Below are 14406 nucleotides of genomic sequence, written 5' to 3' on the forward strand. Positions count from 1 at the left end.
ATATGCTGTGCACCGAATCTCTAACTCCTCAGGAGCGCTTCCGTGACCACCAGCAATCGCATTCTTCTTGGCGTGAACATCGACCACGTAGCCACCCTGCGTCAGGCCCGGGGCACCCGTTACCCTGACCCGGTCAAGGCGGCGCTGGACGCGGAAGAGGCGGGGGCCGACGGCATTACCGTGCACCTGCGCGAGGATCGCCGGCATATCCAGGAGCGCGATGTGCTGCTGCTCAAGGACGTGCTGCAAACCCGCATGAACTTCGAGATGGGCGTCACCGAGGAAATGATGGCATTCGCCGAGCGCATCCGTCCGGCGCACATCTGCCTGGTTCCGGAAACCCGCCAGGAACTGACCACCGAAGGCGGCCTGGATGTCGCCGGGCAGGAGGCGCGGATCAAGGCGGCGGTAGAGCGCCTGTCGAAGATCGGCGCCGAAGTGTCGCTGTTCATCGATGCCGATGAGCGGCAGATCGCGGCCTCCCGGCGCGTGGGCGCACCCGCCATCGAGTTGCACACCGGGCGTTACGCCGATGCCGAAACGCCGAGCGAGGTGGCCGAGGAGCTGCAACGCGTGGCCGATGGCGTGGCGTTCGGCCTGGGCCAGGGGTTGATCGTCAATGCCGGCCACGGCCTGCATTACCACAACGTCGAGGCGGTCGCGGCGATCAAGGGCATCAACGAGCTGAACATCGGCCATGCGCTGGTGGCCCATGCGCTGTTCGTCGGCTTCAAGGGGGCGGTGGCGGAGATGAAGGCGCTGATCCTGGCGGCGGCCAAGGCCTGACGAAAGCTCTGTAGCCGCTGCCGCGGGTTGCGATCGAGCGGAACGGTCGTGGCGATTTTACGGTTGTTCAGGTCCTGCGCACCTGTCGCAGCCTTCGGCAACGGCTACAGCAGAGGGTTTAAAGCGGCGGGGTTTCCTGGGTCGGCTTGGTCTTGTCCACGCCCGGCACATGCAGATTGCCTTCGGCCACCTGGTCGCCTTCCAGCTGCGGCTGCGTGACCCAGGTCAGGATGTCGTAGTAACGACGGATGTTGGCGACGAAATGCACTGGCTCGCCGCCCCGGGCGTAGCCATAGCGGGTCTTGCTGTACCACTGCTTCTGTGAGAGGCGCGGCAGCATCTTCTTCACGTCCAGCCACTTGTTCGGGTTCAGCCCTTCCTTTTGTGCCAGCTTGCGGGCGTCGTCCAGGTGGCCGCTGCCGACGTTGTAGGCGGCGAGGGCGAACCAGGTGCGGTCCGGCTCTTCGATCTTGTCGTCCAGTTGATCCTTCATATACGCCAGGTACTTGGCGCCGCCCTGGATGCTTTGCTTGGCGTCCAGGCGGTTGGACACGCCCATGGCCTGGGCGGTGTTCTGGGTCAGCATCATCAGGCCGCGCACGCCGGTCTTGGAGGTGACGCTCGGTTGCCACAGGGATTCCTGGTAGCCGATGGCCGCCAGCAGGCGCCAATCGACCTTTTCTTCCTTGGCCGAGGCCTTGAAGTGCTTCTCGTATTTGGGCAGGCGCTGCTGCAGGTGCTGGGCAAAGGTGTAGGCACCGACATAACCCAGGACATCCACGTGCCCGTAATAACGGTCTTTCAGGCGTTGCAGGGTGCCGTTCTTCTGCACCTTGTCGAGGAAGTCGTTGATTTCGTTGAGCAGGCTGTTGTCTTCGCCGGCGGCCACGGCCCAACTCTGGTTGCGGGCATCGCCAAGGTCGAAGGCCACGCGGATGTTGGCGAAATACACCTGGTTCATCGCCACTTCGTTGGAGTCCACCAGGGTCAGGTCGATCTGCCCTTCGTCGACCATGCGCAGCAGGTCGACCACTTCGACCTCGTCGGACTCTTCATATTGAATGCCGGGGTATTTCAGCTTGAGTTCGGCCAGTTGCTCGGCGTGGGTGCTGCCCTTGAGCACCATGATCTTCTTGCCGACCAGGTCGCCCGCATCGGTGGGGCGGGACTGGCCGTTGCGGTAGATGATCTGCGGGGTGACTTCAAGATAGGTGTGGGAAAACCTGACTTGCTGCTTGCGTTTCTCGCTGCTGACCAGACCGGCAGCAGCCAACACCGGACCGTTAGGCTTACCCAGCTGGTCGAAGAGGTCGTCGAGGTTGTCCGCGGTTTCGATCTTCAGCGTTACCCCCAGATCGTCGGCGAAGCGTTTCACCAGCTCGTATTCGAAGCCGGTTTCACCATTGCGATCCTGAAAGTAGGTGGCCGGGCTGTTACGGGTGACCACCCGCAGCACGCCATCCTCCTTTACTCGCTCCAGTGTGCTGGGTTTCTCAACGCAGGCACTGAGCATCAGGAAGAGTCCGGTTGCGATGAGCCATCGGGCACAGCGCGGACGTAAAGCCATTGGGGAAAACATCTGCGCAGTATACGCAAAGGACAACAACCGCCATATCTCGACAGCGAAGGGCTTGTCTGCTAGATGTCCCGGCCCCCGGCCAGAGCCCTCGGGAACGGGCCTTCGCGGCTTGCCGGGAGGGTTGAAATAACCCTTCCGAAGGGGCCGGATAAGCCTTTGTCGCAGGGGGCTGCGCACGGGCCGACGTCTGGCCGCGCTCGGGCGTGCCGTTTCGGGTGCCGTCGCGGGCGGTTTAGGCTAGAATGCACGGCCTCAAAGCACACCCCCTTCCCGAGGCTGTCCCGAAGATGTTGATCCTGCGCGGCGCTCCTGCCCTTTCTGCCTTTCGCCACAGCAAACTCCTTGAGCAACTGAGCCAGAAGGTTCCAGCTGTCAGTGGCCTGTATGCTGAATTCGCTCACTTCGCCGAAGTTACCGGCGTCCTGACCGGCGACGAACAGCAGGTGCTTGCGCGCCTTCTGAAGTACGGCCCAAGCGTACCGGTGCAAGAACCTACCGGTCGTCTGTTCCTGGTGCTGCCGCGTTTCGGCACCATCTCGCCATGGTCGAGCAAGGCCAGCGATATTGCCCGCAACTGTGGCCTGGGCAAGATCCAGCGCCTGGAACGCGGCATTGCCTTCTACGTGGCCGGCGAATTCAGCGACGCGCAAGCGCAGTTGATCGCCGACACCCTGCACGACCGCATGACCCAGATCGTGCTGGGCAACCTGGAACAGGCTGCCGGCCTGTTCAGCCATGCCACGCCGAAGCCGCTGACCGCCATCGACATCCTCGGTGGTGGCCGCGCCGCGCTGGAGCAGGCCAACACCGAGCTGGGCCTGGCCCTGGCCGAAGACGAAATCGATTACCTGGTCAACGCCTTCCAAGGGCTCAAGCGCAACCCGCATGACATCGAACTGATGATGTTCGCCCAGGCCAACTCCGAGCACTGCCGCCACAAGATCTTCAACGCCAGTTGGGATATCGACGGCCAGAGCCAGGAAAAAAGCCTGTTCGGCATGATCAAGAACACCTATCAGATGCACAACGAAGGTGTGTTGTCGGCCTATAAGGACAACGCGGCGGTCATCGTCGGTTCCGTTGCCGGGCGCTTCTACCCGAATCCCGATACCCGCCAGTACGGCGCGGTGCAGGAGCCGGTGCACATCCTGATGAAGGTCGAGACCCACAACCACCCGACCGCCATCGCGCCATTCCCTGGGGCCTCCACCGGTTCCGGCGGCGAGATCCGCGACGAAGGCGCGACCGGTCGCGGCGCCAAACCGAAAGCCGGCCTGACCGGCTTCACCGTGTCCAACCTGCAGATCCCGGGCTTCGAACAGCCATGGGAAAAACCCTACGGCAAGCCTGAGCGCATCGTCGACGCCCTGGACATCATGATCGAAGGCCCGCTGGGCGGCGCGGCGTTCAACAACGAATTCGGCCGTCCGGCCCTGACCGGCTACTTCCGTACCTTCGAACAGTCCATCAACACCCCGCGCGGTGAAGAAGTTCGTGGTTACCACAAGCCGATCATGCTGGCGGGCGGCATGGGCAACATCCGCGCCGAACACGTACAGAAAGGCGAGATCACCGTCGGCTCCAAGCTGATCGTCCTCGGCGGCCCGGCGATGCTCATCGGCCTGGGCGGCGGCGCCGCTTCCTCCATGGCCACCGGCACCAGCTCGGCCGACCTGGATTTCGCCTCGGTACAGCGTGAAAACCCGGAAATGGAACGCCGTTGCCAGGAAGTCATCGACCGTTGCTGGCAACTGGGCGACAAGAACCCGATCAGCTTCATCCACGACGTCGGCGCGGGCGGCCTGTCCAACGCCTTCCCGGAGCTGGTCAACGATGGCGGCCGTGGCGGTCGCTTCGAACTGCGCAACATTCCGAACGACGAGCCGGGCATGGCCCCGCACGAAATCTGGTCCAACGAATCCCAGGAGCGTTACGTCCTGGCCGTCGGCGCCGCTGACTTCGAACGTTTCCAGGCCATCTGCGAGCGTGAGCGTTGCCCGTTCGCGGTAGTCGGCGAAGCCACTGCCGAGCCGCAACTGACCGTGACTGACAGCCACTTCGGCAACAGCCCGGTGGACATGCCGCTGGAAGTGTTGCTGGGCAAGGCCCCGCGCATGCACCGTTCGGCCGTTCGCGAGACTGAACTGGGCGACGATTTCGACCCGGCCAACCTGGACATCGCCGAAAGCATCGAGCGCGTCCTGCATCACCCGGCCGTGGCCAGCAAGAGCTTCCTGATCACCATCGGCGACCGTACCATCACCGGCCTGGTGGCCCGTGACCAGATGGTCGGCCCGTGGCAGGTTCCGGTGGCCGACGTTGCCGTCACCGCCACCAGTTTCGACGTCTACACCGGCGAAGCCATGGCCATGGGCGAGCGCACTCCGCTGGCGCTGCTGGACGCTCCGGCGTCGGGCCGCATGGCCATCGGCGAAACCCTGACCAACATCGCGGCTTCGCGTATCGAGAAGATCTCCGACATCAAGCTGTCGGCCAACTGGATGTCCGCTGCCGGTCACCCAGGCGAAGACGCTCGTCTGTACGACACCGTCAAGGCGGTCGGCATGGAACTGTGCCCTGAGCTGGGCATTACCATCCCGGTGGGCAAGGACTCCATGTCCATGGCCACTCGCTGGAACGACAAGGGCGTCGACAAGAGCGTGACCTCGCCGCTGTCGCTGATCGTGACCGGTTTCGCGCCTGTGGCCGACATCCGCCAGACCCTGACCCCGCAACTGCGCATGGACAAGGGCACCACCGACCTGATCCTGATCGACCTCGGTCGCGGCCAGAACCGCATGGGCGCCTCGATCCTCGCCCAGGTGCACGGCAAGCTCGGCAAGCAGGCTCCGGACGTCGATGACGCCGAAGACCTGAAGGCCTTCTTCGCGGTGATCCAGGGCCTCAACGCCGACGGTCACCTGCTGGCTTACCACGACCGTTCCGACGGTGGTCTGCTGACCAGCGTGGTGGAAATGGCCTTCGCCGGCCACTGCGGCCTGAACCTGAACCTCGACGCCCTGGCCGAGACCTCGGCCGATATCGCCGCCATCCTGTTCAATGAAGAACTGGGTGCGGTGATCCAGGTTCGCCAGGACGCGACCCCGAGCGTGCTGGCGCAATTCAGCGCCGCCGGCCTGGGCGACTGCGTGGCGGTGATCGGCCAGCCGGTCAACAACGGCCATATCAACATCAGCTTCAACGGCGAAAGCGTCTTCGCCGGCGAGCGTCGCCTGTTGCAGCGCCAGTGGGCTGAAACCAGCTACCAGATCCAGCGCTTGCGCGACAACGCCGACTGCGCCGAGCAGGAATTCGACGTCCTGCTGGAAGAAGACAACCCGGGCCTGAGCGTCAAGCTGAGCTTCGACGTCAACCAGGACATCGCCGCGCCTTACATCAAGAAAGGCGTGCGTCCTCAGGTTGCCGTGCTGCGCGAGCAGGGCGTCAACGGCCAGGTGGAAATGGCCGCGGCGTTCGACCGCGCCGGCTTCAACGCGATCGACGTGCACATGAGCGACATCCTCGCCGGTCGCGTCGACCTCAACGAGTTCAAGGGCATGGTTGCCTGCGGCGGCTTCTCCTACGGCGACGTACTCGGCGCCGGCGAGGGCTGGGCCAAGTCGGCACTGTTCAACAGTCGTGCCCGCGACGCCTTCCAGGGCTTCTTCGAGCGCAACGACACCTTCACCCTCGGCGTGTGCAACGGTTGCCAGATGATGTCCAACCTGCACGAGCTGATCCCGGGCAGCGAGTTCTGGCCGCACTTCGTGCGTAACCGTTCCGAGCAGTTCGAGGCCCGTGTGGCGATGGTCCAGGTCCAGGAGTCGAACTCGATCTTCCTGCAGGGCATGGCCGGTTCGCGGATGCCGATCGCCATCGCCCACGGCGAAGGCCATGCGGAATTCGAAAGCGCAGAAGCCCTGCTCGAAGCCGACCTGTCCGGTTGCGTGGCCCTGCGCTTCGTCGACAACCACGGCAAGGTCACCGAAAGCTACCCGGCCAACCCGAACGGCTCGCCTCGCGGGATCACCGGCCTGACCAGCCGCGACGGTCGCGTCACCATCATGATGCCGCACCCTGAGCGGGTATTCCGTGCCGTGCAGAACTCCTGGCGTCCGGAAGAGTGGAACGAAGATGCGGCGTGGATGCGCATGTTCCGTAACGCTCGCGTGTGGGTGAACTAAAGCCTGTGTACAAGCTCAGCTTTTTCGTCCCGCCCAGCCACGTGGAAGTGGTCAAGAACGCCGTATTCGCCGCCGGTGGCGGACGGATCGGCGCTTACGACCAGTGTGCATGGCAGGTGCTGGGCCAGGGCCAGTTTCGCCCGTTGGACGGCAGCCAGCCGTTTCTCGGGCAGACCGGCCAGGTCGAGCAGGTGCAGGAATGGAAAGTCGAGCTTGTGGTGGCCGACGAGTTGATCCGTAGCGTGGTGATGGCCCTCAAGCAGAGCCATCCCTACGAGACACCGGCTTATGAAGTCTGGCGTCTGGAAGACTTCTAAGGCCTCGCCCATGAAAAAGCCCGCTGAACCGGTAACGGTCAGCGGGCTTTTTTGTGCCTGCTCTCCTGTCGGAGAGGGTCAGACCTTGGCGCTGACCTCGCTGCGGTTGATCAGGATATCCAGCGCCTGGCTCAGGCTTGCGGCCTTTTCGCCGATCAGCAGGTGCCAGACGCCATTGTCGAGCTGGCTCGAGCCCTGGCAGCCGAGGCTCTTCAAGTGATATTCCGACAGCGCCTTGTTGTCACCCAGTTGCACCCGCAGGCGGGTCATGGCCACGCAGTCCAGTTGCAACACATTGTCGCTACCGCCGAAGGCATCCAGCCATTTCACGGCTTCCTGGGGCGCGATGCTCACCGTTGGCGGGGCTTCGAAGGCCGCGGCGGCGGGGCCTGGCTGCTCCAGTGGCTTGCCGGCGCCGGGCATGGCCAGGCGAATTTCATCGGCGATGCTGTCGGCCAGCGGGCCGACCACCACTTGCAGGCTGCCGCCCTTGCCGGGGCGCACCACGGCCATGGCGCCAAGGGCCTTGAGCTCGCTGTCCGACGCCTTGGTGCGGTCGGCCAGTTCCAGGCGCAGGCGGGTGGTGCAGGCGCCGACGGTCATCAGGTTGTCCGCGCCGCCCAGGGCCCGGATATAGGCGCCGGCGCGCTGATTGTTGGTCATGGTGGTTTTTTCGGCGCTAGGGGTGTCTTCGCGGCCCGGGGTTTTCAGGTTGAAGCGTTTGATGCAGAAGTCGAAGACCGTGTAGTAGATCACCGCATAGAGCAGGCCCACGGGGAATATCAGCCAGCCGTTGGTGGACTTGCCCCAGCCCAGCGCCATGTCGATGGCGCCACCGGAGAAGGTGAAGCCCAGGTGAATATTGAGGAAGTTGGTCAGGCCCATGGCGAGGCCGGTCAGCAGGGCGTGCACCAGGTAGAGGAAGGGGGCGAGGAACATGAAGGCGAATTCCACCGGCTCGGTCACCCCGGTGAGGGCCGAGGTCAGGGCCATCGACAGCAGGATCCCGCCCATCACCTTGCGCCGCTCCGGCAAGGCGTTGCGATACATCGCCAGGCAGGCGGCGGGCAGGCCGAAGATCATCATCGGGAACATGCCGGTCATGAACTGGCCGCCCTTGGGATCGCCGGCGAAGTAGCGCGAGATATCCCCGGTGACCAGGGCGCCGGTGGTCGGATCGGTGAAGTTGCCGAAGACGAACCAGGCCATGTTGTTGAGGATGTGGTGCAGGCCGGTGACGATCAGCAAGCGGTTGAACACACCGAACACGAAGGCGCCGAAGCTGCCGCTGTCCAGCAGCAGGGCGCCGAAGCTGTTGATGCCGTGCTGGATCGGCGGCCAGATCAGGCCGAACACCACCCCCAGGCCGACGGCGCTGAAACCGGTGACGATCGGCACGAAGCGCCGCCCGCCAAAGAACGCCAGGTATTCCGGCAGCTTGATGTCCTTGAAGCGGTTGTACAGGGCGCCGCCCAGCAGGCCGCTGATGATCCCGGCGAGCATGCCCATGTTGATGCTGGTGTCGAGCACCTTGAGGGTCGCCACCATCACCAGGTAACCGATGGCGCCGGCCAGGCCGGCGGTGCCGTTGTTGTCCTTGGCGAAGCCCACGGCGATACCGATGGCGAAGATCAGCGCCAGGTTGGCGAAGATGGTCTGGCCGGCATCGTGGATGATCGCGATGTTCAGCAGGTCGGTGTCGCCCAGGCGCAGCAGCAGGCCGGCGATCGGCAGGATCGCGATCGGCAGCATCAGGGCCCGGCCCAGGCGCTGCAGGCCTTCGATGAATAATTGGTACATGGCGTGTCTCCCGGTGTTCTTGTTGTTCAGCTCAGGGGCCAGTGTTGGTGGCAGGCATGGCGCACCGCCGAGGCACTGCTCAGGTTCAGCAGGTCGTGGCTGAGACACCGGCATTCGGCGGCGTCCAGTTGGCGGACCCGTTCCTTGATCTCGCCCACTTGCGGCGGGCTCACCGACAGCTCGCTGACCCCCAGGCCGACCAGCACCGGCGTCGCCAGCGGATCGGAGGCCAGCGCGCCGCACACGCCGACCCAGCGCCCATGCCTGGCCGCGCCAGCGCAGGTCTGGGCGATCAGCCGTAGCAACGCCGGGTGCAGGGCATCGACCCGCGCGGCCAGGCCGGCATGGTCACGGTCCATGGCCAGGGTGTATTGCGACAGGTCGTTGGTGCCGATGGAGAGGAAGTCGGCGTATTCGGCCAGTTGCTCGGCGAGCAGGGCGGCGGCCGGGACTTCGATCATCACCCCCAGCTCCGGGCGCTGGCCGATCCCCAACTCGGCGCACAGGCAGTCGATGCGCTCGCGGATATGCAGCAGTTCGTCGAGCTCGCTGACCATCGGCAGCAGGATGCGGCAGCGTCGCAGCGGGCTGACCTGCAGCAGGGCCCGCAGTTGCTGGTCCAGCAGTTCCGGGCGGGCCTGGGCCAGGCGAATGCCACGCAGGCCGAGCACCGGGTTGGTTTCCACCGGCAACGGCAGGTAGTCCAGTTGCTTGTCGCCGCCCACGTCTATGGTGCGGATGATCACCGACTTGTCGCCCATGGCATCGAGCACGGCCTGATAGGCCTGGCGCTGCTCCTGCTCATCGGGGGCGGTATGCCGGTCGACGAACAGAAACTCGGTACGCAGCAGGCCGACGCCGTCGGCACCGTTGGCATGGGCGTTCTCGGCTTCCTGGCTGGAGGCGACATTGGCGGCGACTTCGATCGCCTGGCCATCGAGGGTCATGGCCGGCAACTGGGCCTGTTGCTGTTGTTGCTCGCGCCGTTGCTGGCGCAGTAGATGGCTCTGCCGGACCTGTTCGATACGGGCGCTGTCCGGCGTCAGTTCCAGGCGACCCTGATCGGCGTTCAGCACCACCTGTTGGCCTTGAGGCACATCGAGAAGCTCCGAGCCCAGGGCCACCAGGCAGGGCAGACCCTTGCCCCGGGCCAGGATCGCCACGTGGGAGGTAGCGCCGCCAGCGGCCATGCACAGGCCAACGGCGCCTTGCTCGCTCAGTTGCAGCAGATCGGATGGGGTCAATTCGTGGGCCGCGACTATGGCGCCAGCCGGCAGCTGGTAATGCCAGGCCTCGCCGAGCAGGGCGCGCAGGACCCGTTGTTGCAGGTCGCGCAGGTCGTTGGCGCGTTCGGCGAGCAGGGCATTGCCCAGTTGCAGCAGGATCTCGCACTGTTCACCGATGGCATCGCTCCAGGCGTGGGTGGCGGCACGTCCCTGGGCGATGCTCTGGCGGGCGGCGTCCAGCAGCGCCGGGTCTTCGAGCAGGGCCAGGTGGGCGGCGAAGATCGCTTCTTCCTGGTTGTCCTTGCGCTGCCGGGCGTGGTCCAGGGTGCCGCGAATGTCACTGCGAACCTTTTCCAGGGCCTGGCCCAGCGCCTGCAGTTGTTCCTGGGGCGGGTGACCGCCGTTGTCTTCGGGCAGGGTCATGGCGGTCAGGTGAAACAGCGGCCCGCAGACCAGCCCGGGGGCGGCGCAGACACCCTGGATCACCCCGGCTTCGGCGGGGCGCTGGGGCGCGACGGCCTTCACCGCCGGCGCCGCGGCGTGGGCGTCTTCGGCCAGCGGTGTGGCGAGGGCGTCCAGCAGCGCCAGCAGGGCGGCCTTGCAATCCTTGCCCTGGCAGCTGACCCGCACCTCATCCTGCTCGCCGACTCCCAGCCCCATCAGGCTGACCAGGCTGTCACAGGACGCCGACTTGCCGTTGAAGTGCAGTTGCGCCTTGCTGCTGAAACCCTGGGCGGTCTGGCGGATCAGCGCGGCCGGCCGGGCATGCAGGCCGCCGCGATGATTGACCCGGGTGTGGCCTTCGACCTCGTCGGTCGAGGTGTCGCCAGCTTCCGCCTGGACCGCATTGGCCGCCCGCGGAACGATGTGCAGCAACGGTTCGCCGACTTTCACCGATTTCAGGGTGATGGGCAGGGTCTGGAAGTGTTCGCCGTTGGTCAGGATCATCAGGCTGATCAGGCTTTTGCTGTTCCGCGCGACCTGGTCGAGGTCGAAGCGCAGCAGGGCCTGGCCGCTGCTGACCCGGGCGCCTTCCTGCACCAGCATGGAGAAACCCTCGCCTTGTAGCTGGACGGTGTCCAGGCCCAGGTGCAGCAGCAGCTCCGCGCCATTGTCGGCACGCAGGGTCACCGCGTGGCCGGTGCGGGCGGCATGCACCACCACGCCGGCGCACGGGGCGTGCAGGGTGTTGTTCAGCGGGTCGATGGCGATCCCGTCGCCCATGGCGCCGCTGGAAAACACCAGGTCGGGGACCCTGGCGAGGGTGAGCACCGGGCCGCTCAAGGGAGCGCCGAGCGTCAGGTCTTTATTGTTGTTGTGCATGGCGCAGTACTCATCCGTTGAAGGAAAGGCTCAGTGGGTACGGGTCACTTTGCTCAGGTGCCGTGGCTGGTCCGGGTCCATGCCGCGGGCCTCGGCAAGGCTCGCGGCCATGCCGTAGAAACTCTGGATCGCCAGGATCGGATCGAGCGCCGGGTGTTCGGCCCGGCTCAGGGTCAGGTCGCGCTCGGCGATGTCGTCCGGCGCCGCCAGCAGCACCCGGGCGCCACGCTGGCGCATGTCGGCGGCGAGGCTGATCAGGCCGGCCTGTTCCGCTCCCCGTGGGGCGAACACCAGCAGCGGGTAGTTGTTGCCGATCAGCGCCATCGGGCCGTGGCGAACTTCCGCGCTGCTGAAGGCTTCGGCCTGGATCGCCGAGGTTTCCTTGAGTTTCAGCGCCGCTTCCTGGGCGATGGCGAAGCCGGCGCCGCGGCCGATCACCATCAGCCGCTGGCTATCGCGCAGGGCCTCGACGGCCGGGCTCCAGTCCTGGGTCGCGGCCTCGCGCAGTCCCTGGGGCAGGGCGAGGCCGGCTTCCAGCAATTGCGCGTCCTGTTTCCAATGGGCGATCAGGCGGGCGCTGGCGCTGAGAGTGGCGATAAAGCTCTTGGTCGCCGCCACGCTGCGTTCGGCGCCGGCGTGCAGCGGCAGGCAGAACTCGCTGGCGGCTTCCAGCGGGGTGTCCTGGGCATTAACCATAGCCACGCTCAAGGCCCCGCGCTTGCGCAGCAGCCGCATGCTGTTGACCAGATCGGGGCTCTGCCCGGACTGGGAAAAGGCGAATGCCGCCTGGCCGCTGACCCGCAGTGGCGCCTGTTGCATGGTCACCACCGACATCGGCAAGGACGCGACCGGGAAGCCCAGCTGCTGCATGGTCAGGTAGGCGAAGTAGCTGGCGGCATGGTCGGAGCTGCCACGGGCGACGGTCATCACCACCTGTGGTGGCTGGCGGTTCAGGCGCCCGGCCACTTCGATCAATTGCGGGTCCAGGTGCTGCAACTGGCCTTCGACGGCCGCGGCAGAGGACAGCGCCTCTTCAAGCATTTTTGAAGTCAATGTCTTCTCCTTCGACCATGACGGCGGTCAGTGTGAGTGAGCGGTCCAGGCACACGCAGTCGGCCCAGCTGCCGACCTGCAAACGCCCGCGTTCGGCCAGGCCGAGATAATCGGCGGGAAACTGTGACAAGCGTTGCGAAGCTTCGGCCAGGGGCAGGCCGATCTTCACCAGGTTGCGCAACGCTTGGTCCATGGTCAGGGTGCTGCCGGCCAGGGTGCCGTCCGGCAGGCGCACGCCGCCCAGGCATTTGGTCACGGTGTGGCTGCCGAGCTTGTATTCGCCGTCCGGCATGCCGGCGGCCGCGGTGGAGTCGGTCACGCAGTACAGGCAGGGGATCGAACGCAGGGCCACGCGCATGGCGCCGGGGTGCACGTGCAGCAGGTCGGGGATCAGTTCCGCGTACTGGGCGTGGGCCAGGGCGGCGCCGACTATGCCCGGCTCGCGGTGATGCAGCGGGCTCATGGCGTTGTACAGGTGGGTGAAGCTGGTGGCCCCGGCGTCGAGCGCGGCCACGCCTTCCTCGTAGCTGCCCAGGGTGTGGCCGATCTGCATGCGGATGCCGCGGGCGCTGAGGGCGCGGATCAGCGCGTCATGGCCGGCGATTTCCGGGGCGATGGTGATCACCCGGATCGGCGCCAGGCGCAGGTAAGCCTCGACTTCGGCCATCAGCGCGGTATGGGCGAAATTGGGCTGGGCGCCGAGTTTGCCCGGGTTGATGTACGGACCTTCCAGGTGCACGCCGAGTACCCGGGCGCTGCCGCTGGGGCGCTGCTCGCAGTATTCACCGATGGCGCCCAGGACCCGGCTGATCTCCTCGGTCGGCGCGGTCATGGTGGTGGCCAGCAGCGAGGTGGTGCCGAAGCGTACGTGGGTGCGGGTGATGGTCTCGAACGCCGGGGCGCCTTCCATGATGTCCTTGCCGCCGCCGCCATGCACATGCAGGTCGATGAAGCCCGGCAGCAGGTAGGGCAGGTCGTTGTCCGCCGGGTCGCAGGGGCTGCCTTCGATACCGGTGACCTTGCCGTCCCGGTGATTCAGGTGGCCGCGAATCCAGCCTTGCGGGGTGAGGATGTTGTGTTCGGACATGGGCAGCTCTCTGGGACGGGTTCTTGGCGACTCGACGGCCTGGCTCAGCGGCCTGGTTTAGCGACGCAGCTCGGCGACGAAGTCGTAGTAGTCGTTGCGGCAATAGGTGTCGGTGACTTCGATCGGGGTGTTGTCTTCGAGATAGCCGACACGGGTCATCAGCAGCATCGCGGTGCCGGGGGCGATGCCCACCAGGGCGGCGAACTCGGCGGAGGCGTTGATCGCCTGGATGTGCTGCAGGGCACGGACCACCGGGCGGCCGATGCCATCGAGGTAGGCGTAGAGCGAGTCGCCGATGGCGTCCGGCTGGGCAATGATCGAGGCCGGCAGGGTACTCATTTCGATCGCCATCACCGTGTCGTCGGCTTTGCGCAGGCGCTTGAGGCGCGCCACCTTGTCGTTCGGCGACAGGCCGAGGCGGATCAGCTCTTCGTGGGTCGGCATGGTGATTTCCCGCTCCAGCCATTGGGAACCGGGGACGAAGCCCTTGAGGCGGAGCATTTCGCTGAAGCCGGACAGCCGCGACAGCGGTTGTTCCAGGCGTGGGGTGATGAAGGTGCCGGAGCCCTGGCTGCGGCGGATCAGACCTTGTTCGAACAGCACTTCCAGGGCCTTGCGCGCGGTGACGCGGGAGATGTTGAGCATCTCGCTCAGGTTGCGTTCCGAGGGCAGGGCCTGTTCGGCTTTCCACTGGCCGGCATGGATCGCGGCTTCAAGGTTGCGCGCCAGTTGCAGGTACAGCGGGGTCGGCTGGGTATCGTCGGGGCGCAGGGCCAGGATGTGGTTCATCTGTCGAGGTTCCGATGCGTTATTGGTTTGTTGTCGCCCGGTAATGTGGCAAAAACTAATACCACTTAAATACCATGTCAACGCCGGTACTATGGCGATGAGGCACGAAAACGGGCGTTTTATGGGGCTTGGCGGGGTTGGTTTGGGAAAGTGGTATTAGGGCGGTCTGGCCGTGAGCGCGAAAATCGCAGGGGCGGCGGTTTTTCGAGCGGGAATTGGTATTCACCTTTCGAAGCCGGCGCGACCTGCGATTTTTTTTGTA

The 14406-nt window shown here is 65.3% G+C and carries 9 protein-coding genes; 3 read left to right on the plus strand and 6 right to left on the minus strand.

Annotated features, from left to right (window positions below; genetic code table 11):
* Positions 1 to 42 precede the first annotated feature (42 nt).
* Positions 43 to 786, plus strand: coding sequence for a pyridoxine 5'-phosphate synthase (pdxJ, locus tag H0I86_RS05275; protein ID WP_023969711.1), 744 nt, complete (start codon positions 43 to 45; stop codon positions 784 to 786).
* Positions 787 to 904: 118 nt separating this feature from the next.
* On the opposite strand, the gene mltF is transcribed toward pdxJ, so the two are convergent.
* The gene (gene mltF, locus H0I86_RS05280; RefSeq protein ID WP_009042308.1) at positions 905 to 2365 is read right to left on the minus strand and encodes a membrane-bound lytic murein transglycosylase MltF; all 1461 of its coding nucleotides are present in this window, start codon (positions 2363 to 2365) and stop codon (positions 905 to 907) included.
* Between the two features lie 287 nt (positions 2366 to 2652).
* Here mltF and purL point away from each other — a divergent pair, with 287 nt between their 5' ends.
* A complete protein-coding gene (gene purL / locus H0I86_RS05285; RefSeq protein ID WP_180924284.1) occupies positions 2653 to 6549 on the plus strand; it encodes a phosphoribosylformylglycinamidine synthase in 3897 nt (1298 codons plus the stop codon).
* A 5-nt stretch (positions 6550 to 6554) separates the two neighbouring features.
* Positions 6555 to 6866, plus strand: a complete 312-nt coding sequence (locus H0I86_RS05290; protein WP_009047129.1) for a YqfO family protein — start codon at positions 6555 to 6557, stop codon at positions 6864 to 6866.
* 78 nt (positions 6867 to 6944) lie between these two features.
* On the opposite strand, the gene nagE is transcribed toward H0I86_RS05290, so the two are convergent.
* Genes nagE through H0I86_RS05315 form a run of 5 tightly spaced genes read right to left on the minus strand, consistent with a single transcriptional unit; the run spans position 6945 to position 14144 of the window.
* On the minus strand, positions 6945 to 8666 hold the full coding sequence (gene nagE, locus H0I86_RS05295; RefSeq protein ID WP_180924285.1) for an N-acetylglucosamine-specific PTS transporter subunit IIBC: 1722 nt from the start codon (positions 8664 to 8666) through the stop codon (positions 6945 to 6947).
* Between the two features lie 26 nt (positions 8667 to 8692).
* Positions 8693 to 11215, minus strand: coding sequence for a phosphoenolpyruvate--protein phosphotransferase (gene ptsP / locus H0I86_RS05300; protein ID WP_180924286.1), 2523 nt, complete (start codon positions 11213 to 11215; stop codon positions 8693 to 8695).
* Between the two features lie 30 nt (positions 11216 to 11245).
* Positions 11246 to 12268 carry an SIS domain-containing protein gene (locus H0I86_RS05305; RefSeq protein ID WP_180924287.1) on the minus strand — a complete coding sequence of 341 codons (1023 nt, stop codon included), beginning with the start codon at positions 12266 to 12268 and terminating at the stop codon, positions 11246 to 11248.
* The gene (nagA, locus tag H0I86_RS05310) at positions 12249 to 13355 is read right to left on the minus strand and encodes an N-acetylglucosamine-6-phosphate deacetylase (RefSeq protein ID WP_180924288.1); all 1107 of its coding nucleotides are present in this window, start codon (positions 13353 to 13355) and stop codon (positions 12249 to 12251) included. Before nagA ends, H0I86_RS05305 begins: the two co-directional genes overlap by 20 nt.
* 57 nt (positions 13356 to 13412) lie before the next feature.
* Positions 13413 to 14144: a GntR family transcriptional regulator gene (locus H0I86_RS05315; protein WP_180924289.1), complete on the minus strand. Its 732-nt coding sequence runs from the start codon at positions 14142 to 14144 to the stop codon at positions 13413 to 13415.
* Positions 14145 to 14406: the final 262 nt, after the last annotated feature.

The sequence above is a fragment of the Pseudomonas chlororaphis subsp. aurantiaca genome (genome assembly GCF_013466605.1).
Lineage (GTDB): Bacteria > Pseudomonadota > Gammaproteobacteria > Pseudomonadales > Pseudomonadaceae > Aquipseudomonas > Aquipseudomonas chlororaphis_I.